The 24,940-nt window shown below is 34.1% G+C and carries 20 protein-coding genes; 19 read left to right on the top strand and 1 reads right to left on the bottom strand.

The features are described from left to right. Position 1 precedes the first annotated feature (1 nt). From KJS37_RS02880 to KJS37_RS02795, 18 genes are all read left to right on the top strand, one after another. On the top strand, positions 2-811 hold the full coding sequence (locus KJS37_RS02880) for an ABC transporter permease (protein ID WP_213495826.1): 810 nt from the start codon (positions 2-4) through the stop codon (positions 809-811). Continuing rightward, on the top strand, positions 811-2,001 hold the full coding sequence (locus KJS37_RS02875) for an ABC transporter ATP-binding protein (protein WP_213495824.1): 1,191 nt from the start codon (positions 811-813) through the stop codon (positions 1,999-2,001). Before KJS37_RS02880 ends, KJS37_RS02875 begins: the two co-directional genes overlap by 1 nt. After that, the gene (locus tag KJS37_RS02870; protein WP_213495822.1) at positions 1,979-3,388 is read left to right on the top strand and encodes a DUF2142 domain-containing protein; all 1,410 of its coding nucleotides are present in this window, start codon (positions 1,979-1,981) and stop codon (positions 3,386-3,388) included. The genes KJS37_RS02875 and KJS37_RS02870 overlap by 23 nt, the downstream gene beginning before the upstream one ends. Positions 3,389-3,408: 20 nt before the next feature. Then, entirely contained in the window at positions 3,409-4,380 is a 972-nt protein-coding gene (locus KJS37_RS02865) for a glycosyltransferase family 2 protein (RefSeq protein WP_213495820.1), read from the top strand. Between the two features lie 3 nt (positions 4,381-4,383). Then, positions 4,384-6,141 carry a rhamnan synthesis F family protein gene (locus KJS37_RS02860; RefSeq protein WP_213495818.1) on the top strand — a complete coding sequence of 586 codons (1,758 nt, stop codon included), beginning with the start codon at positions 4,384-4,386 and terminating at the stop codon, positions 6,139-6,141. Positions 6,142-6,154: 13 nt separating this feature from the next. After that, the gene (locus tag KJS37_RS02855) at positions 6,155-7,606 is read left to right on the top strand and encodes a DUF2142 domain-containing protein (RefSeq protein WP_213495816.1); all 1,452 of its coding nucleotides are present in this window, start codon (positions 6,155-6,157) and stop codon (positions 7,604-7,606) included. A gap of 95 nt (positions 7,607-7,701) precedes the next feature. Beyond that, entirely contained in the window at positions 7,702-8,439 is a 738-nt protein-coding gene (locus KJS37_RS02850) for a glycosyltransferase family 2 protein (protein ID WP_213495814.1), read from the top strand. Further along, entirely contained in the window at positions 8,439-8,798 is a 360-nt protein-coding gene (locus tag KJS37_RS02845) for a DUF2304 domain-containing protein (RefSeq protein ID WP_213495812.1), read from the top strand. The genes KJS37_RS02850 and KJS37_RS02845 overlap by 1 nt, the downstream gene beginning before the upstream one ends. A gap of 66 nt (positions 8,799-8,864) precedes the next feature. Then, entirely contained in the window at positions 8,865-9,662 is a 798-nt protein-coding gene (locus KJS37_RS02840; RefSeq protein ID WP_213495810.1) for a glycosyltransferase, read from the top strand. Between the two features lie 45 nt (positions 9,663-9,707). Further along, positions 9,708-10,694, top strand: coding sequence for a glycosyltransferase family 2 protein (locus KJS37_RS02835; protein ID WP_213495808.1), 987 nt, complete (start codon positions 9,708-9,710; stop codon positions 10,692-10,694). A 1-nt stretch (position 10,695) separates the two neighbouring features. Further along, the gene (locus KJS37_RS02830) at positions 10,696-11,703 is read left to right on the top strand and encodes a stealth family protein (RefSeq protein ID WP_213495806.1); all 1,008 of its coding nucleotides are present in this window, start codon (positions 10,696-10,698) and stop codon (positions 11,701-11,703) included. A gap of 75 nt (positions 11,704-11,778) precedes the next feature. Further along, complete coding sequence (locus KJS37_RS02825) at positions 11,779-13,725, top strand: putative glycosyltransferase family protein (RefSeq protein ID WP_244851317.1); 1,947 nt, start codon at positions 11,779-11,781, stop codon at positions 13,723-13,725. Beyond that, on the top strand, positions 13,661-14,596 hold the full coding sequence (locus KJS37_RS02820; RefSeq protein WP_213495804.1) for a glycosyltransferase family 2 protein: 936 nt from the start codon (positions 13,661-13,663) through the stop codon (positions 14,594-14,596). Before KJS37_RS02825 ends, KJS37_RS02820 begins: the two co-directional genes overlap by 65 nt. Before the next feature lie 532 nt (positions 14,597-15,128). Beyond that, complete coding sequence (locus KJS37_RS02815; protein ID WP_213495802.1) at positions 15,129-15,983, top strand: polysaccharide pyruvyl transferase family protein; 855 nt, start codon at positions 15,129-15,131, stop codon at positions 15,981-15,983. After that, positions 15,976-17,091, top strand: coding sequence for a glycosyltransferase family 2 protein (locus KJS37_RS02810; RefSeq protein WP_213495800.1), 1,116 nt, complete (start codon positions 15,976-15,978; stop codon positions 17,089-17,091). Before KJS37_RS02815 ends, KJS37_RS02810 begins: the two co-directional genes overlap by 8 nt. 24 nt (positions 17,092-17,115) lie before the next feature. Continuing rightward, on the top strand, positions 17,116-18,645 hold the full coding sequence (locus tag KJS37_RS02805) for a lipopolysaccharide biosynthesis protein (RefSeq protein WP_213495798.1): 1,530 nt from the start codon (positions 17,116-17,118) through the stop codon (positions 18,643-18,645). Between the two features lie 49 nt (positions 18,646-18,694). Further along, the gene (locus KJS37_RS02800) at positions 18,695-20,371 is read left to right on the top strand and encodes a hypothetical protein (RefSeq protein ID WP_213495796.1); all 1,677 of its coding nucleotides are present in this window, start codon (positions 18,695-18,697) and stop codon (positions 20,369-20,371) included. A gap of 12 nt (positions 20,372-20,383) precedes the next feature. Continuing rightward, positions 20,384-21,763 carry a DUF2142 domain-containing protein gene (locus tag KJS37_RS02795; protein ID WP_213495794.1) on the top strand — a complete coding sequence of 460 codons (1,380 nt, stop codon included), beginning with the start codon at positions 20,384-20,386 and terminating at the stop codon, positions 21,761-21,763. Between the two features lie 59 nt (positions 21,764-21,822). Here KJS37_RS02795 and KJS37_RS02790 read toward each other — a convergent pair whose 3' ends face one another. Then, positions 21,823-23,277 (bottom strand): GH25 family lysozyme, encoded by a 1,455-nt coding sequence (locus KJS37_RS02790; protein WP_213495792.1) that lies wholly within the window; start codon positions 23,275-23,277, stop codon positions 21,823-21,825. Between the two features lie 173 nt (positions 23,278-23,450). On the opposite strand from KJS37_RS02790, the gene guaB reads away from it, so the two are divergent. After that, entirely contained in the window at positions 23,451-24,932 is a 1,482-nt protein-coding gene (gene guaB / locus KJS37_RS02785) for an IMP dehydrogenase (RefSeq protein ID WP_003133714.1), read from the top strand. The last annotated feature ends 8 nt before the right edge of the window (positions 24,933-24,940 follow it).

The following is a 24,940-nucleotide window of genomic DNA, read 5'->3' as shown; positions in this document are numbered from 1 at the left end:
TATGAATTTCTTTAACCGTAGAAACCAAATTCTACTCAAAGAATTGATTAAAACAGATTTTAAATTAAGATATCAAGGAAGCATCATTGGTTATTTGTGGTCAATTCTTAAGCCTGTCATGCTCTTTGTAATTATGTATATGGTGTTTGTACGCTTCTTGCGTTTCGGATCAGCAGTACCTCACTTTGCTGTCGCACTTCTTTTGGCATTGACTCTTTGGAATTTCTTTGCAGAAACAACAAATATGGGTATGCTTTCAATTGTATCGCGCGGAGATTTATTACGTAAAATTAATTTTTCCAAGCAAGTGGTTATCTTTTCAGTAGCAGCAAATGCAATGATTAATTTGATTATCAGTTTGATTGTGGTTATTATATTTGCTCTTTTGAATGGCGTACAAATGTCTTGGACTGTTATTTGGGCGGTTCCGTTAATTTTTGAATTACTACTCTTTGCAACAGGTATCGCTTTTATCTTATCTACAATTTTTGTACGTTTTAGAGACTTGGGTCCTATATGGGAAGTAGCCATGCAAGCAGGATTATATGGTACACCTATCATTTACCCCATTACACAAGTATCAGCTACGCATCCCACAATTGCTAAAATTTTGATGATGAATCCAATGGCACAGATTGTACAAGATATGCGTTATATTCTAACGTTTAGTAATAATACAAATCCCACAGTATGGCAAATGATAGACAATCCTTTTATAGTAGTGATTCCTTATATTATCCCTGTCATCATATTTGGGTTAGGCCTCTTTATTTTCACAAAGAATGCTAAGAAATTTGCGGAGATTATATAATGAACGATAATATAGCAGTAAAAATAGATCATGTCAGCAAGTTTTTCCGTTTACCAACTGAAGCAACAAATAGCTTGCGGACTCTTCTGGTTAATCGCTTACGTGGCATCAAGGGATATAAGGAACAGCATGTACTGAAAGATATTTCTTTTGAAGTCCAAAAGGGGGATTTCTTTGGAATTGTGGGTCGTAATGGCTCGGGTAAGTCAACGCTCTTAAAAATTATATCTCAAATATACACGCCTGAACAAGGAAGTGTAGAAATAGATGGTAAGTTAGTTTCCTTTATTGAACTTGGCGTAGGTTTTAACCCTGAGTTAACGGGTCGGGAAAATGTTTACCTGAATGGTGCAATGCTTGGCTTCTCAAGAACAGAAATAGATGCTATGTATGACGATATCGTCGATTTTGCTGAATTGCATGAATTTATGAACCAAAAACTAAAAAATTATTCATCAGGGATGCAGGTACGTTTAGCCTTTTCTGTGGCAATCAAGGCTGAAGGCGATATTTTGGTCCTTGATGAAGTATTGGCAGTAGGTGATGAATCTTTCCAACGAAAATGTAACGACTATTTCTTGGAACGTAAAGCTGCAGGAAAAACGACGATTCTTGTTACTCACGATATGGGTGCTGCTAAAAAATACTGTAACAAAGCAGTGCTCATTGAAAAAGGATTGGTTAAAGTTTCCGGAGATGTTGATGAAGTAGCTAACCAGTATAGTTTAGATAACTTACAAACAGAGGTGGCGGAAGGTGATACACCAGAAACAGCGGAGGATTTAATTGAAAATCTTCAACTTAACATTCTCAACGATTCTAAAATAACACCAGAAGATGATATTAAATTTGAAATCAGCTATGATGTAAAGAAAGATATTGAAACTTATATTGCCTTTTCAATGACAGAGGTTGACCGTAATATCTGGATTTATAATGATAACTCTCTTGACTATATGACTCAAGGGTCGGGACAAAAAAAGGCAGTATATTCTTGCAAGCTTGGTCAGGTTAATGATTTGAAATTAAAACTGCAAGTTTCGGTTCGTAATAATAAAGATGAACTGATTGCTTTTGCGGATGAAAAAGTGTTTATGATTAATCGTAATGATTTGGCAGATGACGATTTGAGTGCGAAAGATTCGGCAACAGGCTTAATCCAAAGAAATGGGGGATGGAAGTTTGGATAGCTTAGAAGGTGGAAAGTTATGGAAACCCGAAAATATTTTTTTGGTCTTCGCCATCTTTTTTGGTTTACTTTTCTCTTTTGTACAACCCCTATTTAATGAACCTGATTCGAGTTATCATTTTGATCATGCTATGTATATTTCGAATACAGTTGTTGATCGCTCAGCTATAGGTTTCTCAGGAGAAGACTATCAATCACAACCGATTGCTTTTACAAAAGTAAGTGATATACAAGCTGAAGGGACTTATTTTAAGAAATTTTTCGAAACGAAATTGCCCCTTATCCATAAAAAGGATGCAGACCCTAGAGCCAGTCGAGGTTACGGAACAAAGTGGGATTTGACTTGGTATAATGATGTGATGCATATTGTACCAGGATTAGGTGTCAAGCTCGGATATGCAATTTATCCTTCTATTGGCAGCATGGTTTTAACGGCACGAGTTTTTAGTTTGATTTTCTTTGTTTTAAGTATGTTTTTTATTATTAAACAACTTAGAGCATATCAATTTATCTTTGTTGCTATATCTGTGACGCCTACAGTTATTCAACATGCAAGTAGCTTGAGTTATGATGTGTATAACTACGTTGCTAGTGCATTTATGATTATGGTGGTGATAAATATAGCTGTGGATATTAAGTCTAGGTCGGAGCTGAGTTTCAAATCCTTCTTTGTAAGGCTTTTAGCACCATCCGTTATGCTATATTTTGCTAAAGAAAATGCCCAATTGATATATTTATCTTTGCTCTTTATATTTATTTATCTTTTGGGTAAGAAGTTTAACTTTAAATTATCAAAGCTGCAGTCTATTCTTGGAGTAATTATATTAATAGCTGTGGGTATGGGCTTGTTTTATTTTATGTTTTCAGATCAGCTTTTCTTGATTGCCAAGAAAATGTTTTATAGCCTGATTGAGCCTTATTATACTGTCCTAACAACAGAGGTTATTAGTGGAACCACTACAGCAGGGATTCCCGCTTGGTTTTTCCCTATCCAATTTACTGTCCTTATTCTTCTTTTTCTTTCCTATAATAAAGAAGTTGTTCCAAGATGGTTTGCTTGGGGAACGCTGAGTCTGGTATTGCTTAATTTTTTAGCAGTTATGACTTCTTATGCTATTGATCCAGCATTTATTGATTATTCAGGTCAAATTATCACGGGAGCTCAAGGTCGTTATTTTACACCTTTTCTTTTGCTATTAGGACCAGTTTTTACACTTATGGCTAAAAAGATTACAGTAAAACCTGGGCCGGCGCTCATTTATTTACTTATTGTTATGAGCGTTTTTGCCCTCATTCTTAATCTAGGGATTACATCAATAAAATTTTACCAGTTACAATTGCCAGCTGACGAATGGCGCTCAGGTATCCATCATTATATATTTAAATAATTTCAAATAAGGAGAAACGTATGGAAAATAAAGTTTCAGTCGTTGTTACTTGTTATAACCACGAGGAATATATTGAAGGATGCTTGCGCAGTATTTTTAAACAAACATACAAAAATATTGAGCTTTTAGTTTTCGATGACGGCTCAACTGATGACTCGGGTCAAATCATTGAAAAAGTATTAAAAGAGAGTCCTTTTTTAGGTAACACTTATTATTTCTCATCTGAAAATAGAGGTGTTACCTCAGTGCGTAATGATGCTTTATCTAAAATAAAAGGTGAGTTTCTCCTTTTTGTTGATAGTGATAACTTTATTGATCCCGAGCATATTGAAAGGCTGCACTATTCTTTAACAAAAGAAGGTGCAGATATTGCATATTGTCAATTGTGGGACTTTGTGCATGGTAGAAATGTTCTAAGAGATGATTTGGAATACAGTTTATCAAAAGAATTGACAGGCAATCTTATTGATGCCTCATCACTGGTACGTACTTCTAAAATATCTGGATTAAAATTTGATGATGCCCTAAATGATAAAGCCTTAGAAGATTATGATTTTTGGCTATCTATGATTTTGCTTAGAGAGGCGAAATCTATTTTTGTGAAAGAAACTAAGCTAAATTATCGTGTTTTAGATACTTCTAGAACAGAGCGAGGAAATTGGAATAAATATTATCAGTCATATTTTTATATTTTGGATAAGTATGTGGACCTGATTCCTAAAGAAATCATTCAAGCCTTAAAAAATAATATAAAGATTTGGCTGAAAGGCTATGAAGATTTAGAGAAAAAAAACAGTGAGCAGGATGTTGCGATTCGTGAAAAAGATAAACATATTGAAAACTTTCAAAAAGAAGTAGCTCTACTCAAAGAAAAGCTTGACTATCAGGAGAATAAGTTAGCTGAAAAAACTGAAATTGTGCGAGATTTTGAAAAGTCTTTGTTCTATAAACTTTATAAAAAAAGACTAAAAGTAAAAGATATTAAGGGGTAAAAAATGAAGCGTCTGCTGTTATACGTTCATTACAATAAATATAATCAAATTAGTGACCATGTTCTTTATCAGTTAAGACAGATGAAACCATTGTTTGAGAAAGTAGTATTTATTTCAAACAGTTATCTTTCTGTTGAAGGACAAGCCAAGTTGACAGGTTTGACAGATGATTTCATTCAAAGAGAAAATAAAGGCTTTGATTTTGGTGCTTGGCGTGATGGAATGGAGTATATTGGCTTTGAACAGTTAAAGAAATACGACTCAGTCACGATTATGAATGATACTTGTTTTGGTCCTTTACATGATATGGTACCTTATTATGCTGAATATGAAGCGCGTGAGGTTGATATTTGGGGGATAACTAATCACAGAGCTTACCAAGAATCAAAAAACCATGGTTTTGCGGAACATATACAATCCTATTATAAGGTTTTCAGTCATAAAGTTATTTCTTCAGAAGTCTTTCAAAATTTTTGGAAAAATATTGAAGACTTTGAAAATGTACAAGATGTCATTGATCACTATGAAATACGTTCAACTACGGTCTTTATAGAAGCTGGTTTTAAATATGAAACTATTCTTGACACACGTGAGCTTGATGATTCACGTCTTTTACATCCAGATTTTTCATACTACGCTCCAGATGTAATATTGCAAGAAAAGGTTCCATTTATTAAAGTGAAGGCGTTTCAAAGCCCAGAGAGTTCTGGAATTGCTAAATACATGTTGGATTATGTCGAGGAGTATACAGATTTTCCCAAGCAGCTTATCGTGGATCACCTTTCAGCGGTAGATTATCCAGATGCAAATTATCTTTTGGCAGAGAAATACCTGAATGAAGTAAAAAATGAGGCAATCACCAAAAAAATAGCGGTACACCTTCATGTTTTCTACACGGAATTATTGGAAGAATTTCTCGATGCTTTTGGTCACTTTCACTTTGATTACGATTTGTATTTAACGACAAATACAGATGAGAAAGAGAAACAAATTGAGGAAATACTCAAACAACGACAGATTAAGGCAGAACTTGTACGAACCGCTAATTATGGACGTGATGTCATGCCTTTCTTGGCTCTGAAAGATATTTTGAGACAATATGATATTGTAGGGCACTTCCATACAAAACGTTCTCTTGAAGCAGCTTTCTTTGCAGGAGAATCTTGGCGTAAGGAATTGATTGAGATGCTCATTGTTCCAGCGGATAAAGTGATGCGTAATTTTGAAAGTAACAATAAACTTGGTATTGTTATTGCAGATATTCCTTCCTTCTTCCGTTTTAATCGTGTTGTCGATGCGGACAATGAAAATAAAATGATTGCCCCAATCATGAATGATATGTGGAAGCGTATGAAAATGCGTAAAAAAATAAATTTTCATGATTTTAAAACATTTACGATGAGTTATGGCACATTTTTTTGGGCAAAAACAGAAGTTCTTGAACCACTTTTCGATTTAGAAATTATGAAAAAAGAAGTGCCTAACGAACCCTTGCCTCAGAATACGATTTTACATGCGATAGAACGCATTCTAATTTATCTAGCTTGGGACAAAGATTTGGATTTCCGTATTAGTAAGAATCATCAAGAGCTTTCTCCATTTATTGACGCGCGTACATTTAACCAACGGTTTGGTATAACAGAAGAGAACGCAAAAGACATTCGACTCACATTTGTACTAAAGCTAGCGGTCAAAAAAACGTTGCGTTTGATAAAGTATAGAACCCATAAACTCTTAGGGAAAGATACGAAACATATATAAGATTAGAGGAACTATGAATACAGTAAATAAGCTATCCAATGGCAAATACAAAGTGGAGAACATCTTTCTTACAATTGCTCTAATTTTTGGCTTGATTACCGTCTTTGTCCAGCCTATTTTTTCAGCACCAGATGAATTTGTTCATTTTAAACGTGCTTATACTATTTTTCATAATGACACGGATAAGCTATTTGAAGAAGTTGATAAACTAACAGCTTCAATTCCTTACGAGGGCCCAGAATTAAATGAAAATGCTCTGAATTCCCCTGAGTCAAGTTTTGCTTTTGAATCAGCTTATAGAGATGGAAGTTTTATTCAGAAATATTTTAAGGAAGAAGTATCTGATAAAGGTTCCTTGACTCTTAATATGGATTTTAATCAATTAAGCTGGTTTCCTCAAGCCTTAGGGATACTCATTGGAAGTCTCATTCACCCGAGTTTCGGTGTTATGATTATAGCTGGACGTTTAATTAATCTTTTGGTCTATATTTTAGCTATATATTTTGCAATAAAAAAGGCTAAGGTTGGGAAGTGGGTAATGGCAGCTGTTGCTTTGCTGCCGGTAAGTGTACAACAAGCAGCTTCTTTGTCTTATGATGTCGTTTATTATGTTGCTATTTTTCTATGCTTCTCTTTAATGAGCAACTTATGGACGCGTAAAGAAAAAATGGGCTATAACTGGTATTTATATCTCTTACTTATTGCTCTACTTTTATTTATACCGAAAGAAGCAGTTCTCGTTTTGGGAATTTATTATTTCACACTACCTATGTGTCTATTTGGAGATAACCCACTCACAAAGTTTATTGATAGATTTTGGGGATTTTGGAACAAACATAGAAAACTTAGTGTATTCGTTATTCTAATATTCTTTTACGCTTTATTTGTATATGAATTTCGTCAGGCTGGTGGAGCTCTGCGTGGCGTACAGATTATGATTAATACATTCTTCAGACCAGACTTCTATAATAATATGGATAGTGTGCTGGTAAGCGGAATGATTGGTAACTTTGGACAAATGACTTATCGCTTGCCAGCTTGGCTTGTAGCTATGAACTTCATTTTCTTATTTATTCTTAGTCTTACCGAAAAGGAAGTAAAACTGGATCGACGTGTAGCAGTTACTAGTGGTATCGCTTATACTCTTGTTGTTATAATGACTGCAGTTACAATGTATATGAGTTGGACTTTAAAACATTTGGATATTGCTGGTGCATTAATAAGTTTAGGAAATCAAGGGCGCTACTATACTCCATTTTTAATTATACTGATTCCTATTGCTTTGATTTTGAAGAAGTATATCAAAGTGGAAATAAGTGAAACCTTAAAGAGAAGGATATTTAAATCATTTGTAATTTTTAATCTCACCTATTTTGTAGGGTTAACAATTTTGTTCTATTACTCAGCAGATCGTGGAGCAAATTTTTTACCAGATTTAATAATTTGGGTTAAAAGTCTTGTTTAATAAAGATTTAATAGGCATTTCGTAGTTTGTTTTTCAAAGAAATATAAGATATAATAATTAAGATGCGTTTATGCAAAATGTTGTAAGGAATAAAAATGAAGAAAAAAAATGAACAGAGAATATTATTGATAATTCCTGCTTACAATGAATCTGAAGGAATTGTTAGTGTTATAGAGGACGTTGAAAGTTACAGAAAAAAATGTGATTATCATCTGGATTATATTGTAATTAATGATGGTTCAACAGATAATGAAGAAGAAGTACTTCGTGCTCACAATATAAACCATGTGGAACTGATTCAAAATTTAGGTATTGGAGGAGCTGTCCAGACTGGGTATATTTATGCTTTAGTAAACGGCTATGATATTGCCGTTCAATATGACGGGGATGGTCAACATGATATTGAGTCTTTACCAAATCTGGTGGAGCCTATTTTGAACAATGAAGCAGATTTTACAGTTGGTTCACGCTTTTTAGGTGAGAGCAACTCAGAATTTAAATCATCGAAATCACGTCAGCTGGGCATTAAAATTTTATCTGCATTAATTTTATTAACCTCACATTTTAGAATTAAAGATGTCACAAGTGGATATCGTGCAGGGAATCGGAAAGTAATTGAACAATTTACGAAGCGCTACCCAAGACAATATCCAGAACCAGAAAGTTATATGCATTTGTTTGCCAAAAATATTCGTGTTAAAGAGGTAGGTGTAAGGATGTTTGAGCGAACTACCGGTGTATCGAGTATCAACTTACTCAAGGGGGTAAACTATATGATTAGTGTCTCTCTTGCAGTCCTCGTATCCTCAATGATTGGAAAGGAGAAAGATTAATGCCCATTCAATTACGTATTTTAGCGATTGTTTTTTCAATTATTTTCTTCATTTATGTTATTCAATTGATAAAAAAAGACAAAGCTGAAATAAGACATATGCTTAAATGGTTCATACTAGCAATAATTATTTTGTTTGGGGCACTTTTTCCTGAAATGGGAAGCAGTGTTGCTCATTTTATGGGGATACAGACTTTAACATCTCTCGCTTTATTTATATTGGTGAGCTTGTTACTATTTATATCTTTGAAGTATCAAATGTCACTAATCTCAGCAGAAAAACAGATTAAAAATTTAGTTCAGGAAGTTTCTCTATTGAAAAAGAAAGTGGAAGAAACTGACCATTTAAATAATCATTAAAAACTTTTCAACAACCAGTTAGGCTGCTGTTTAGAACGATCAGAGGAAAGGTTAAACTAGCTAACCATGCGAGATAAACAATTTGCACATACTTTTGTTATTTGTGCATACCAAGATTCACCTTATTTAGAAAAGTGTATCCACTCATTACTGTCACAATCTTCTGTGATAAATCAAAAATCAAAAGTTATTTTGTATACTTCAACTCCCACTAAGTTAATGATTAGTATAGCCGAAAAATATAAGCTTAAACACTTTATAGGAAAAGGTGGAGGGATAGGTGCCGATTGGAATGGTGCATTATCCTTCGTGGATACGAAATATGCTACTATAGCACACCAGGATGATACATATGAACCTGAATATGGTACAAAGATTATTCAAGCTTTCCAACAGCAAGAAGATCTAAATATCGTTTTCTCTGATTATTATGAGACAGATGAAAACGATAATATTAGAAAAAGAAATATTAACTTAAAGGTTAAAACTTTTGGTCTACACTTGCTTTCGCTTTTCAAGAATAAGTCTTATCAACGTCGCATTTACTCTTTTGGAAACTTTATTTGCTGTCCAGCTGTTTCGTATAATATGGAACGACTGAGTGATTTTAAGTTTAATGAAGAACTAAGAATGGCTTTAGATTGGGATGCTTGGGAGCGGATTATGCGCCGTCCAGGTACTATTAAGTATCTTTCCGAAAGACTAATGGCGCATCGGATTCATAGTGAATCAGAAACAAGCGCGAATACTGTTGATAAAAACAGAGAAAAAGAAGAGTATGATATGTTTCGTCGATACTGGGGAGAAAATATGACCCAGTTACTTATGAAAATTTATGTGAATAATCAAAAAGGCAATTCATGATTATTGAGCGAGAACTGAGCAGAAAAGAAAAAGGATTAAAGTGATATGTCACAGTCAAGTACAGCATTGATATCGGTTATTGTACCCGTGTATAATGCGGAAAAATATTTAACTGAATGTTTGGACTCAATTTTAAGACAAACTTATCAGAATTTAGAAGTCATTTTGGTTAATGACGGTTCAACGGATCGTTCTTTAGAGATCATTGAAGAATATGCTGAAAATGATGAAAGAATAGTTGCTTTTTCAATTGAAAATTCTGGACCGGGTTCTTGTAGAAATATAGGACTAGATCACTTTACAGGTGATTACGTGATGTTTGTTGATTCTGATGATACCTTGTGCGATGATTTGTTTGAGTTGCTACTGAACATGACAAAAAGTACATCAGAGATTGTCATGTGTAAATTTTCAAAAGATATTTCAAATATGGGGCAGGGTAGTAGAGAAGTTATTGGACAAACGTCTACATTTACAGAAAGTGTAAAGCAAATGTATTCACCTGGTTTTGCTTCAGCAGGACCATACTCAAAACTTTATGGCCGTGATATTTTTGAATACCTTAGATTTCCTGATATAGCTATGTATGAAGACTCTGCAATAAGTCTTCAAGTTCTTTCCAATGCTGAAAAAGTAATATTTGTTGATTACATTGGATACTATTATCGATTTAATCCAGAGAGTATCACAAACAAAACAGTATCTGAAAGAAATTTCTCGATTTTCAAGAAAACAGATATAGTACTAAATTTTGTAGAACAAGAGCATCCAGAGGCTATCAATCTTGCACGGACAATATGTGTAAATGACAATGAATATGTGATGATGGAATCTACTCGTGTAAAAACAGAAATTTCAAAGACTCTTTTCACTCAATTGTTTAAACAGAATAAAGAATTAACAAAAGAGATGGGATTAAGAAAATTGCTATATCTTAACCCAGTGGTATTATATATGAGCTTTAGAGTGATGAACAAGGTATATTATAATGATATAGTTAGAAATTTTTTTAAAAAAGTACTAGGGGTATAAAATGACTGATAAAATAGATTTTGTGATAACTTATTTAGATGGAGCGGATCCAGAATGGATTAAGGAAAGAAATTACTATCGCGAAAAAACTCAAGGCATTACATCACACGAGAATAGTGATAGTAGATATAGAAATATGGATAATTTTCATTATCTTTTACGCTCGATTGAGAAATTTGCACCCTGGGTTAATAAGATTCACATCGTGACTTGGGGACATATTCCAGAATGCTTAAATGAAAATCATCCAAAAATCAATGTTGTTAAGCATAGTGACTTTATCCCCAAAGAGTATTTGCCGACTTTTAATTCCAATGTGTTAGATTTAAATTTAGATCGTATCCCGGGATTAACTGAACAATTTGTCTATATCAATGATGATGTGTTTTTTAACAGTCCGACTCAGCCAACAGACTTTTTTGAAAATGGACTACCGAAATTACAACTCATGCATGCGCCATTTATGCCAACGGATGCAATATTTTCTAATAATACTTTGGCTCTTAATAAAGTTGTAGATGCAACTAGTTTATTTACAAAGAAAATGCTATCGATGAAAAATGGTGTCTTCGCAGCCTTATCTAATTTATATTTATTACCAATTTTAAAATATTACGGAAAATTTATTGGCTTTAGAGAGGATCACTTATCGATGCCATTAACAAAATCTTCCTATAAAGCAGTAAGAGAAAAATTGCCTGAGTATTTTGATTATGTCGGTAGAAGTAAATTTAGAAATTCATTGAATATCCAAGCGGTCAATGTTTGGTTAATGATGGATTATGCACGCGCGACGAATGAGTTTGTCCCAATGAATTCCTTTAAATTTGGTCGTTTGGTTAATTTAGGAACAGATGTTGACTTTAAAAAACTTTTTCAGTCTAAATATAAAATTTTATGCTTAGAAGATGGGGATTTTGTATCCGAAGAAGATTTTCCAAGTATTGTACAAAAAATGAATGCAGAACTTGAAGGACAGCTTCCAGTAAAAAGTAGCTTTGAAAAATAATGCTGATAATAGCTAACCAAAACGCCTATTTTTAGGTGTTTTCTTTTGTATTTTACTATGTAAAATAATCAATTTTTGCTAGAATTATGGAAGAGAAAATTTTATTTAGAGAGTGGTATTTTGTTGAAGTATAAATTAAGTAGTTACATTAAAAATTTTTGGCTAAGGAATTTTATTTTTATTTTGATTTCCTTTATCTTATTCCTTCCATTTCTAATTAATGGTGAGTTGATAACTTGGGCTGACTCTCAATTCCATATTACTCGTCTTTATGAAATTATTAAACAACAACAGCATGGACAGTACTTTCCAGATATTGTCCAATACTCCGGTTTACAAAATTGGGGATATGGTCTTAATCTATTTTATCCACCTTATGCGTTGCTACCTTTGGTCTTTTTATGGCGATTTTTAGATAACCCAGTTATAGCTTTTATTTTATTTGATATATTTATTGTATATTTTGCACTTGCTATGAATTTTCGAATATTTAAAAAGGCCACTCAAAATCTGTCCTTGTCTTTTCTAATATCGACTTTATACATTCTCACAGCTTCAGCAGGTACAATGCCCCCGATAGCCAGAAATGGCATGAATATTCCTGTAGTTGGAATTGTACTCATTAATCAACTAACCTCCAATATTGTATTTCTTTTTGCTCCTGTTATACTTGTAAGTTTTTATCAAATAATATTTCGAAATGAGAAGTCTTATTGGAAAACTGCAGCTGTATTTAGTGCTCTGTCAGCAATGCTCTCTATTCCTGCAACCCTTGGCTTAGTAATCACGATAATTATCATGTTTATAGTCGGGATACTTAAAAAAACGATAAATACTAAAAATCTTACGACTTTATTCGGAGTGGCTGGAGTGACGCTCCTTTTATCTGCCATATTTATTGTTCCTCTGCTGGAACAAAGACTTTATAGTTCATGGGGGAGTTTGCCAAATAGACAAACATTATGGGGGAAAAGTTTTTTTGACATTGTAGTAAAAAATATATTTAACTTCTCTGATATTCTTTCAGTCTTTGTTGTGATAGCATTTATTTATCTTCTTTTGTATAAAAAACTGGATAAATCCTACAAGATATTAGCTGCGGGGTATCTTCTCTCACTGCTTGTCTTACATTCTTCTGTCTTTCCATGGTGGCTTATTCAAAACTTTTTCGCTGCAACTTTGCAATATACTTCACGATGGGAGTTTGTTCCTAGATTGATAGGAAGCATGTTTGTCGCTAGAGTAGTATTAGATGTTGCGCAAGAAAAACCAAAGATATTTTCACTTACTATTTACGTAACTTTGATTTTTGCAGTCCTAGGAATGTATGGTAATACATTATCTACTTATTTTCCTGTTATTCCAGCTATGCAAAAAAATCCTACTGAACCCAAGGACGGAATAAAAAATGAATCTTTTGAACCGGTCAAAACATATGCTTTGAAAGGTAGAATTTATTTAAGAGTAAATTCTGAAAATATAAGAAATATTTTGGACAGTAACTTCGCTTCTCGTAAAGAATTGGGACTTAAACCTACAGATCCTATGCTGTCTTCCTTGGCTTTTAATGATTATCGAATTCAGGGACAGTATAGAGACCATCAAAAAGTCTATGCAAATTCATTGGTAAAATTTAATGGAGAGCTTCATAAAAATATGACCTCGGTTCAGGGAGAAGAATTCCTTATTAAGAATCTACCAAAAAGTCTCAATACAGTTCAGGCTCCCATTACTTACCTTAAAGGTTTCAAAGCTTATAATGATTTGGGGAATGAGCTAGTAACTTATAAAAATGACGATGGATTTCTTGAAATAAAACCAGAAGGCTCTGAGAATATAAAAATTACTTATGAAAAAACATTTCTTCATAAGATTAGTATTGTGGTAACTATTTTTTCTTGGATAATCCTGTGTTTAGGAGTGTTTCTAAGTAAAATAAAAAAGAGAAAGAGAAGACATGCTAAAACTTTCAATCGTAGTTCCAGCATACAACGAAGAAGAAACAATCAAAATATTCGTTGATGAGGTTAACAAACAAACAGAAGAATTGCCATTGGAAAAAACTTTTTATTTTGTGAATGATGGCTCAACAGATAATACATTAAAAGTTTTAAAAAAGCTTGCTTTAAAAGAAAATATTAATTATATATCTTTTTCAAGAAATTTTGGAAAAGAAGCAGCATTATTAGCAGGATTAAAAGTTGCAGATGGAGATTTTATAACAGTTATGGATGCGGACTTACAAGATCCTCCAGAAATGTTAAATGAAATGTATTTGTATCTGCAAAAGGGATATGACATAGTGGGAACACGCCGTATTTCACGTGCTGGAGAGCCGACTTTAAGGTCTTTCTTTGCTAAAACTTTTTATAAAATAATAAATAAAATATCTGATACTGAAATGGTCGATGGTGTTCGTGACTTTCGATTAATGACACGACAAGTTGTTGATAATATTTTGAGCTTAGAAGAGCGCAATCGTTTTTCAAAAGGATTATTTAGTTGGGTTGGGTTTAGAACTCTCTATCTTCCCTACGAAAATCGTGAACGTGTGTCAGGGACCACTTCGTGGAAGTTTTGGGGGCTCGTTAAATATTCAATTGATGGTATTGTAAATTTTTCTGAGGTGCCACTGAATGTTGCAACTTTTGTGGGGATTCTAAGCTTCCTTACATCAATAGTAATGGGAATGTTTTATTTTGTGCGGACTCTTATTTGGGGTGATCCGGTTACTGGCTTTCCCACTCTCGTTATCCTTATTCTTTTATTAGGGGGGCTACAGCTTCTTTCTCTAGGGATTATTGGAAAATATCTTGCAAAAGTATTCCTCGAAACAAAGAAAAGACCTAACTATATTATTAAAGAGACAAATATAAAAAAAGATTTATATTAAAGTATATAATTCATTGGTTACGAGAAATCCCTTAGTTTAGAGGGGTTTTTTAAAAGAAAAAAGCTATTAGGACTATAACGATTTAAGATTACATACTCCATATATGATGATGCATCTTTTAACTATTTTAATTTTGTCAACTATTTCTTCGAGAACCTACCTTAAACCAGAAGTCTTATTTGTCTTTTTTATTCCAAAAGTAATCGGAATTAAGAATGATTTACCATTTCTTTATATCAATCGGATGTGTGAAACTAGGACATTTAGTACTAAAAAATAAAAGAAAATCGTCAGCTTATTTTAACTCAAAGTAACACAAAAAAGTACTGAATTTTCTTTAATTAGAATCATAATAAAATAAGAATGAGGTACTAGGATTTCTAATCGAAGTTTGAAAAAAGCTTAGAAATATGGTAAAATATAGCGTTAGTTGTATACTTTATTATATTGGATATTAATACAAGATATAGAATTATTTAAAATGAATTAGAAGTCTAAATACCCACAAAATATGAAAGAGGAAACCAAAAAGATGAAAAAAGTCAAGCTTTTCTATGCTGCTAATAAAAACATGGGAGATGAACTCAGTAAGGTTATTGTTGAGGAATTATTTCATCTAAAAGTTGAAAAGAAAATAACAGTTTTCTCAGATTTATTTGCTATAGGAAGCATCTTAGATGGTATGGTATTTAATAAAAAATCTCTTCTTCAATCAATAGTAAAGACGCTTTTAGGGAGAGTGAATCAGACAGCAGTATATATTTGGGGATCGGGGTTTATCACCAATGATACTGAAGGACCATTCTTTTATAGAAAAAATATGCAGTTTCGGGCAACGCGGGGAAAATTGACTCAACAAAAAGCAGAAGAAATATTAGGTAAACCCATTCATCCCGTCTATGGTGATGCAGGCATTTTAGCGTCGGAGCTCATAAAAGAAGAATTGCCAATACAAAAAAAATATAAGTGGGGAATTATCCCTCATTTCGTAGATAAAAAGCATCCTGCAGTAGAAACATTACGTGAAAATTTGCCTAATTCCACTGTTATTGATGTGAGAAGTGATCCTAAGGATGTTATTCGAGAAATTGCAAAATGTGAATATATCTTATCTAGCAGTATGCATGGGTTAATAATTGCAGATTCTTTGAATGTGCCCAATCACCATATTGTCATCACCGATAAGGTAACTGGAGATAATTTTAAATTTAGAGATTATTATTCTGCTTTTGGCTTAGAACATCATTTTACAAATATTGTAGAAAAAAATTGGACAGTCTTTTCAGATGAATTCATGAAGGAATCTTATGAAGTAACGGAAGATATGGTTAAAAAAATGAAAGAGGATATGAGTAATTCATTTCCTAAAGAGTTGTTAAATGACTGAGAATAAACAATGTGTCAGTGTGAAGCAATTAAAAGAAATGAATGTTCACACAGGGGATACAACTTTAGAAGATTTATTATCACTCAAAGATATAAGCAGTGATGCAATTAACTATTATTTGACTCAGACAAACTCAGAGTACTTTATAGAAGATTCAAAGTTTGTGACAACAACTGTTAAGGAGCCTCTCGTCTCATTTTTAATGACAACATGGAATAGGAGAGAATTATTACAGAAAACACTCGAGTCTATATTTGACCTATCTTACAGTAATTTTCAGTTTGTTATTGTTGATGATCATTCTACAGATGGCACTGATTTTTATATCCAACAACTACAAAATAAGTATCCTGATATTGATATTATCTTCATAAAAACAAAAGGGAAGCAAGGCCCTGGATTAAACAAAAGACTCGGTTTTGAAAAGATAACGGGAGATTACGTCATTTTTATTGATGACGATGATTTTTATATTGATAAAAATTGGATAGGAAAAGCACTAAATATTTTCAAAGATAATCCTACAGTGGGGAGTGTCTGGTTCAACTCACTACAACTTTATATGAATAAGGAAAAATTACTCTTTTCTAAGCAATCCCAGATGTCTCTATATGGCTTAGTTTCAAAAGAAGTTGTACTAGAAGGTTTCCAAACTCAAGTGAAAAAACCTCAATCCACATTCCCAGTTATTTATGATACAAAAAAATACCGACAAGCTGGTGCTGAAGAAATGAAAATTTTGAATGATACTTCAATTTATCTTAGAGGAATTCTTGCGGGTGATGTGTATATTTCAGATGCTGTCGTTGGAGTGTATCGTATTCATGATGGGTCTATTGGAAAAAATGTATCCTTTGACTTCATAATGGATAATGTAGAAGAAAAGAAAATGATTGCAAATAGATTGCCAAGTAATATATCTAAAGAACAATGGTTTTATAAGCAATCAGCTCTTTCCTGGAATTATTATTTTGCGAAAAGTAGGGTGGTAAATTGGAAAGGTGTAATCAGGTGGTCACACCAGTTATCCACAAAATATAGACTGAAATTTTACTTAGGAGTAATAAAACAGCGGCTAGGATATTATCTTCAAAAAATTAAACACTAAAGAATGTGAGATTGAGAAATGCAAATGAATAAAATGTCATCAAATAGACAGATGATGATTAATATATCGGCAACTTTAGTTGTCTTCATCGCAAATGCTTTAATTAACTTTTTGCTTTCTCCATTTATTGTTAGAGAGTTAGGGGTAGAAGCTAATGGTTTTGTCCAGTTAGCCACAAATTTCGTGGCTTACATTGCGATTATTATGTCAGCAATGAATTCTATGTCTTCTAGATTCATGACGGTAGCTTATCATGAAAAGAAAATGGATAGAATGAATGAGTATTATACTTCAACTTTTGTAGGGAACAATGTTATTATCTTCCTGTTGCTCATCCCTGTATCTCTTGGAATCATGTTCTTGGAACACTTTATTCAGATATCTCCAGATTTAGTTTTTCAAGTAAAGATGCTCTTCCTTCTTATTTTTCTGAATTATTTTGTTTCAATGGCTACGCCAAATTGGGATATATCTTTCTTTGTGACAAATAAAGTTTACATGCGCTCAATAGGTAATATGGTTTCTTATCTAGTTCGTGCACTCGTTATTGTTGTTATGTTTGTATATCTTCCTCCAAAAATTTGGTATGTAGGTGTTTCCGCTATTATGGCTACTTTGGCTCTTCAACTCTGGTTTTATTTTGGTATGCGTAGAGAGTTACCAAAGTTAAGGGTCAACAGAAGATCTATTAAAGTATCTGCTCTAAAAGAATTACTGTCAAGCGGTGTTTGGAATTCTATAAATCAGCTTGGTTTTGTACTTTCAAATGGGCTGGACTTATTGATTACAAATATATTTATCGGTGGCAACATCATGGGGATTGTTTCCTTAGCAAAAATTGTGCCGAGCATAATTGGAGGTCTTCAAAGTACCATATCCACAACTTTCACCCCACATCTAACTATTCTTTACTCACAAGGAAAAATAAAAGAGATGGTGGCGGAAATTTATAAGGCAAGTAAGATAACTCTTATTCTTATAGGTCTTCCGTTGACTGGGTTTATTGCTTTCGGGCATCCCTTTTTCACACTATGGTTGCCAGGCCAGGATGCTACCCAACTCCAGATTCTTTCATTTCTTACTATGATGAATTTAGCAGTGATTAATGGGAGTCAACCCCTCTGGCAAGTTTTTGTAGTTGTTAATAAAAATAAACCAGATGCTTTGAGTGTGATTTATGGTGGTATAGCAAATGTACTTATAACATTGATTGTATTAGAAACTACAGATTTGGGAGTTTATGCTATTGTAGGTATTAGCTCGATAATAGGTATTTTAAGATATCTGTTGTTTGTTATTCCTTACTCAGCAAAATACCTAGGTCTTAAGTGGACAACTTTCTATCCATTGATTGGCTACTCGTTAATAACTCTTGTTGTTAATTTAATTATTGGTGTCTTCATTAGCAAAGTTATCTTTATTAATAGTTGGCTAACCTTAGCTATGGCTGTAATTGTTTTTACAATTATTAGTGGACTTGTGACTAGCTTTATTGTTTTGAACAAAAAGGAAAGAAAATTCGCCTTAAAGTTGATTATGTCTAGAATTCGGTAAAAACTGGACTCAAAAATTTTATACATGCATTTAATATTGGAAAAAAATTATGAAAAATAATAAAAAAATTCTGTACATCATTATTGCCTTTTGCCTATTATTATTTATAGGTAACTACAAAATAGTTCAGGCAGAAGGGCTGCCTCAAGAAAGAGTATCTATTGAACTTAATGCCAGTAATAATGGTACCCCAATTAGGGGAGGAATTTTTAATGCAATTAATTTAGAAAATGCATATGAAAAATTAATGAACGGGGAAATAAATCCAGAAGAAACTGAGTCGGCAAGCTGGAAAGCTATTCAAACTCAATTACAACCAGATAAAGTTGAAATAAATAGCAACATTATACAGTTTGCAAATGGACAAACTGTTGGACCTGGGATAAAACATACTGCTGAAGAGACTCAACGTCTCATAGAAAGTATACTAAAACTAGGAGGATGGGGGTCTACGTTTCTAACAGAACTTAATGGCCCAACGGAAAAGATTCGCTTTAGACAGGCTGAGCGTGGCAGAGACAGCAATACCTTTACTAATGAAAAAGGTGAAGCCATTGCTACAGTCCTGACAGGACTCACAGCGATCATGTCGGGAGATAATAATTTTCAAAAACTTGTCACAATTACGGACAATAATCAAAAAATAGAGCTTGATACAGCTAATAATGATAGTCGTCTTTCAATTACTTTAGAAAATGAAGACAAAAAAGAACGGACAAGTTTTGGAAGTTATGTAGTAGATATTTCTCAACCACTCACTTACCAAATAAAGATAAATAAAGATATCAACCATCTTGGTGGTAATTTTATAATAAAATCTACAGCAAATATTGTAATAGACTCTGTTTCAAGTGCAGGTGATTCTCTTGAAAATGTTTCTATTGAGAAAACAGATACATTAGGTGATGTTATTAATCCGGAATGGCAAGTGACATTCCCTACTTTATCTCAGGATTTGGTTCTTAAGGTCACAGCTCATTTAGTCCCAACCTCTGTAAAGGATATTCAAAAAATGGGAGAAACTCTTACTGTTTCAGGAGTTGATGACACGGGAGGGACTGTAGTATCCGTATCTCCCCCTGTAATTGTCTCAGGTGCTAATTTTGTAATGATGGATAATCAAAAAAATAAATTAGTAACTGGTGGAGAATATGTGCTTGGAAGATACGTGGGGCAAACTTATCAAATATATTCCTCGCAAGAAGGTTGGATGGATGTTAATAATCTGGAAGAGATTGATTCAAATAATGCAATGGTTTTACGTGGAGGGAATCAGTACGTTATTGGAGAAAAAGAACCTGTTCCAATACCAAAAGCAACTAATCGTTTTAATTATGATTCAGATGAAAATGATAAGCTAAATAAATCTCTTATCCAAATTACTGGATTAGCTCAAGCAGACAACTACTTCCTGTATCCAATAAAAGCTATTCCTAATTATAAATTAGTTCCTACTCCCTTCAATTTCAGTGTGTTTTCAGATTTTTCTATTGGTAGAAATGGCTCAGTTTTAACAAGAAGTTCTTTAGGGAATGCTGAAGTTCAAAATTTCTCTCTAAATACAACAATTCCTGATTTTCAGACTAATGTGAATGAATATAATGTTTTAGATGTCAAAGGTTCTACGGTAACTCCGATGAATACTTTGACTAAGATTATTATCCCGATAGCTATATTATGTATTATTATGGTTGTTGTTATGATCTTGTTTACTAGATTTTTGTGAGGAGAAAATTAAGTGAAAAATATTTTTTTAACAGAAGAAACGATAAAAAGTAAGATTCATAAAGTTTATCTGTTTTTAGCTTTATTTATCGGAATGATCTTTTCCCTCGCAATGCCTCTTTTCAGTGAGCCTGATGGGATGTTTCATTATACTGTGACTACAAATATAGCGAGACTTTCAAATGATTTGTCTGCTTATGGAGAGTCAAGAATCGGAACAAACTTTTCAACACAAGTACAGAACTATCAACAAGGAACTGTATTTGAAAAGTATTATAAGAACAAAATAAAAGAGATGCCAATGGAAAATCTTCCTCGAGAAAATTCCTTCCCTTCAATTATGAGTTATAATTTCTGGGGGCATATCATTCCTGCTGTTGGTGTAAGAATTGGTCATGCTATCTATCCTTCAATTGGAGTGATGATTGTTTGTGCCCGTTTATTTACAAGTTTAATATGCAGTCTAGCTATGTTCTTTATTATTCGCTGGGTAAAAGCAGGTAAGCTTTTATTCTTTACGGTATCTTTAAGCCCAATAATAACAAGTTCCTTTGCAAGCTTATCCTATGACTCAACTACATATGTTATTGCAGCATTTATTGTAGCTCTTGCTATTAATATTTTAGTAAAGCAAAGGGTACAAAAGCTAGATTATATATGGATGTTTCTATCAACTATAGCACTGCTTCTTGGAGCAAAAACAAATATAAAATTATTTGCAGTTCTTGTTCCCTTAGTTATGATAAGTACATATATTAGAAATAAAGATGTAGATTTACCCTTCATAGACACTTGGAAGAAAAAAGAGATAGCCAAATGGAAATGGGCCGGTTTGTCAATTATATTAGTAATTATAATGATACTTTTTGTTTATCTTGTAAGGCCAACTCTATTCTTTACACTGCAACGGATTGCGATCAGTTTCTTAATTAATATTTCTCCAGGATTAGATGTATCAAATTTATTCCAAACTCTCCTTGTTGCGCCAATTGCGAATATTAATTATGTTCCTTATTGGGTATCTGCAATCTGGTATATTTTACTCGTCTTAGTCCTTTTTTCAGATACAAAATATGTATCTTCACCGTTTATAGCTTATACTTCTTTAGGCTTATTTTTAGCAGGGTTCTTAGCAGTTTACTATAGCTACGCTACCTATATTGGGGGAGGAATGACAGTTACTCAGAGTCGTTATATAGGAGCTATAGGTGCTATGCAAGGAAGGTACTTTACCCCAACATTACTCTTGCTTTCTCTTTTTGCTAGTTATCAAAAATTCAAATTTAAAGTTACACAATACCGCTTAGTTATGATATTCTCTATATTAGTGATTGTTGTTTCTAACCTTATGCTTATTTTCGGTACTTTATTTGGTTTCTATTACTTGTCATGATATAGAATATCGTGACTAAAGAAAAAACACTAACTTCATGTTAGTGTTTTTTTCTTACTTTATTTTTTCCCATACCAAGCAACACCTTCATACTTCCAACCTCGTGTAACGAGCACGTTCATCTCATATGAATCCATTGTGATAAAGTGTGATCCTACACCTGCTGCAGGGTTGTAGAGCCGATAAGCTGGGGTTGCTGAACTACTGTCTGAATAGAAAGCTATTCCTTCTCTTCGCCAACCGTGTTTAGAGGTTAAGACACTTACTTCATAAGCGTCTTTCGTATAAAGATGTTCCCCTGAGCGTGGATCATAGACGCGGTAGACAGGGATGCTAGAACTCTTAGGCGCTTTCCAAGCAATGCCTTCATATTTCCAGTCTTTAGATATTTGTGGGAGTCGATCTTTTTCATTCGCATCTTTTGTATATAAATGCTCTAAATTACGCTTGTTGTACAAGCGATAAACATTTGTATATCCTGAAGGTGCAGGTGGATTGACAGGGGTGAAGATATTAGCGTAATCAATGCTGACATCTAAAGGGCTGCGTCGACTAAAATTAGTGAAATACATTTGACTTGTATACTGCCATGAACCAAACTGAGTGTTTTGGAGATTACCAGAACTTGGTTTACCGTAAAGATATTGTGCAATCCAAAGATTTTTTGCACCTAATTTACTTGGTTCCATCTGACCAACACCATCTACAGCCCAAGCTTTTGAAGCATAATGACGAGTGGTAGCAAAGCCTTGCTTTTTAAGTTGATCCGCAAAGTTTTGTGAGGCAACCGTCCAGTCCCAGTAAGGCATGGTTCCCACGCTATCTTTTGGAACATACTCGGCATCGTTAATCATGACAGTACTTGTTGAAAGGCCGTACTGTTTAGCAACATTTGCAAAAAAATTAGCTTCTGCTCGTGCAGTATTGTTAACAGTCGCTTGAGCCGTTTTTCCTGACTCTGAGAAATGTGAAAAGTGGTAAACAGCAACAGTTAGTCCAGCATTTTTAGCCATCTGAATTTGAGCTTTAGCTGCAGGATTAATATAATTTGTGCTCTCCGTCAGTTTAACAACCACTGTCTTAACACCTTGTGCTTTAAGTTGGTTGAAATCACTTTGAGTCATCCAATTTTGCCAAGAAGCAATATCCACAGCATCCTTACGTGGTAAGCTAGTATCATTGGAGACTAAATCAGAAGGGGCGTTTCTTAAGCTCGCTTGAGCAGTTTCCGAATCATCAGCGATAGAGCGACGTACTCTGCTGGAAACTTTTGGAGTATCAGTATCTTCTGGGATTTCTTCTTTTACTGTTTGTCCGTCTTCATCGATAGGCGCCAGCTGTCCTTGTGCATCAACAGGAGCGCTCATTGGATTTTCATCAGTTTGCACTTCAGCGTAGTATCCCATCGGGTGATTGTTTATAGGCACTTCAGCAGTATCTGCTTGTGCTGCATGAGCAGCGAGTGTTATGAAGCATAAGCCGGTAAATATGGCTGCTTTTTTTTTAGTGAACATTATTTCCTCATTACTATTTTTACTTTTTTTATTAACCATCTTTTATTTTAACAAAAAGCTTAAATCAAAAAAAGTAGTTTACAAAAAATATTGACAAATATGGTAAAAAATCATTGAAATACCTAAAAGATAGTGATAGAATAGTAAAAATATATATTTGGAGGATAAATTTAATGTCAAATTGGGAAACAAAGTTTTTGAAGAAGGGTTACACTTTTGATGATGTGTTATTGATTCCAGCGGAATCGCATGTACTACCAAACGAGGTGGACATGAGTACCAAACTAGCGAAGAACTTGACATTGAATATTCCGATGATATCTGCTGCAATGGATACTGTAACAGATAGTAAAATGGCAATTTCAATGGCACGTCAAGGCGGACTTGGTGTTATTCACAAAAATATGAGTATCGCTGAGCAGGCTGAAGAAGTGCACAAAGTAAAACGTTCAGAGTCTGGCGTTATTACTGATCCATTCTTCTTGACACCTGAGCATAAGATTGAAGAAGCAGAGAATTTGATGGCTACTTACCGTATTTCAGGTGTACCAATTGTTGAAACATTGGAAAATCGTAAACTTGTAGGTATCTTGACAAACCGTGACCTTCGTTTTGTTTCGAACTATAATCAAGAAATCAAAAATGTCATGACTTCTGAAAACTTGATTACAGCGCCTGTTGGTACTTCATTGCGTGAAGCTGAGGAAGCACTTCAAAAACACAAAATTGAAAAATTGCCGTTAGTTGATGAGAGCGGTAAGCTGGCAGGTTTGATCACAATCAAAGATATTGAACGTGTGATTGAATTCCCTAATGCTGCAAAAGATAGCCAAGGTCGTCTTTTGGTTGCGGCAGCCGTTGGTGTAACCTCTGATACTTTTGATCGTGCAGAAGCTCTCTTTGCAGCTGGTGCCGATGCTATTGTCATCGATACTGCGCACGGTCATTCAGCAGGTGTATTACGTAAAATCAAAGAAATTCGTGAACACTTCCCAGAACGTACATTGATTGCAGGGAATATTGCTACTGGTGAAGGTGCACGCGCACTCTTTGAAGCTGGTGTTGATGTTGTTAAAGTCGGAATTGGTCCAGGTTCAATCTGTACTACACGTGTTGTAGCAGGTGTTGGTGTGCCACAAATCACAGCTATTTATGATGCGGCAGCAGTTGCGCGTGAATACGGTAAAACAATCATCGCCGATGGCGGAATCAAATACTCTGGCGATATCGTTAAAGCTTTGGCAGCAGGAGGAGATGCAGTAATGCTTGGCTCAATGCTTGCCGGTACAGACGAATCACCAGGTGAATTCGAAATATTCCAAGGACGTAAATTTAAAACATACCGTGGTATGGGTTCACTTGCAGCAATGAAGAAAGGTTCAAGCGACCGTTACTTCCAAGGCTCTGTCAATGAAGCAAATAAATTGGTTCCTGAAGGTATCGAAGGTCGGGTTGCCTATAAAGGTACAGCGACCGATATCGTTTTCCAAATGGTTGGTGGCTTGAAGTCAGGTATGGGCTACACTGGAGCAGCTGATATCCTTGCTTTACATGAGTCAGCACAATTTATCGAAATGTCAGGTGCTGGTTTGAAAGAATCTCACCCACACGATGTTCAAATTACAAAAGAAGCTCCAAACTACTCCGTACAATAAGCGAAAAG

The organism is Lactococcus formosensis, assembly GCF_018403745.1.
Taxonomy (GTDB): domain Bacteria; phylum Bacillota; class Bacilli; order Lactobacillales; family Streptococcaceae; genus Lactococcus; species Lactococcus formosensis.
The sequence above is the reverse complement of the archived record's forward strand: the minus strand, read 5'-3'. Positions and strand labels throughout refer to the sequence as shown.

Bases quoted from the DNA above. Each gene is read 5' to 3' on its own strand.
- KJS37_RS02880 (WP_213495826.1), top strand. From the start codon at position 2: ATGAATTTCTTTAACCGTAGAAACCAAATTCTACTCAAAGAATTGATT.
- KJS37_RS02875 (WP_213495824.1), top strand. From the start codon at position 811: ATGAACGATAATATAGCAGTAAAAATAGATCATGTCAGCAAGTTTTTC.
- KJS37_RS02870 (WP_213495822.1), top strand. From the start codon at position 1,979: ATGGGGGATGGAAGTTTGGATAGCTTAGAAGGTGGAAAGTTATGGAAA.
- KJS37_RS02865 (WP_213495820.1), top strand. From the start codon at position 3,409: ATGGAAAATAAAGTTTCAGTCGTTGTTACTTGTTATAACCACGAGGAA.
- KJS37_RS02860 (WP_213495818.1), top strand. From the start codon at position 4,384: ATGAAGCGTCTGCTGTTATACGTTCATTACAATAAATATAATCAAATT.
- KJS37_RS02855 (WP_213495816.1), top strand. From the start codon at position 6,155: ATGAATACAGTAAATAAGCTATCCAATGGCAAATACAAAGTGGAGAAC.
- KJS37_RS02850 (WP_213495814.1), top strand. From the start codon at position 7,702: ATGAAGAAAAAAAATGAACAGAGAATATTATTGATAATTCCTGCTTAC.
- KJS37_RS02845 (WP_213495812.1), top strand. From the start codon at position 8,439: ATGCCCATTCAATTACGTATTTTAGCGATTGTTTTTTCAATTATTTTC.
- KJS37_RS02840 (WP_213495810.1), top strand. From the start codon at position 8,865: ATGCGAGATAAACAATTTGCACATACTTTTGTTATTTGTGCATACCAA.
- KJS37_RS02835 (WP_213495808.1), top strand. From the start codon at position 9,708: ATGTCACAGTCAAGTACAGCATTGATATCGGTTATTGTACCCGTGTAT.
- KJS37_RS02830 (WP_213495806.1), top strand. From the start codon at position 10,696: ATGACTGATAAAATAGATTTTGTGATAACTTATTTAGATGGAGCGGAT.
- KJS37_RS02820 (WP_213495804.1), top strand. From the start codon at position 13,661: ATGCTAAAACTTTCAATCGTAGTTCCAGCATACAACGAAGAAGAAACA.
- KJS37_RS02815 (WP_213495802.1), top strand. From the start codon at position 15,129: ATGAAAAAAGTCAAGCTTTTCTATGCTGCTAATAAAAACATGGGAGAT.
- KJS37_RS02810 (WP_213495800.1), top strand. From the start codon at position 15,976: ATGACTGAGAATAAACAATGTGTCAGTGTGAAGCAATTAAAAGAAATG.
- KJS37_RS02805 (WP_213495798.1), top strand. From the start codon at position 17,116: ATGAATAAAATGTCATCAAATAGACAGATGATGATTAATATATCGGCA.
- KJS37_RS02800 (WP_213495796.1), top strand. From the start codon at position 18,695: ATGAAAAATAATAAAAAAATTCTGTACATCATTATTGCCTTTTGCCTA.
- KJS37_RS02790 (WP_213495792.1), bottom strand. From the start codon at position 23,277: ATGTTCACTAAAAAAAAAGCAGCCATATTTACCGGCTTATGCTTCATA.
- guaB (WP_003133714.1), top strand. From the start codon at position 23,451: ATGTCAAATTGGGAAACAAAGTTTTTGAAGAAGGGTTACACTTTTGAT.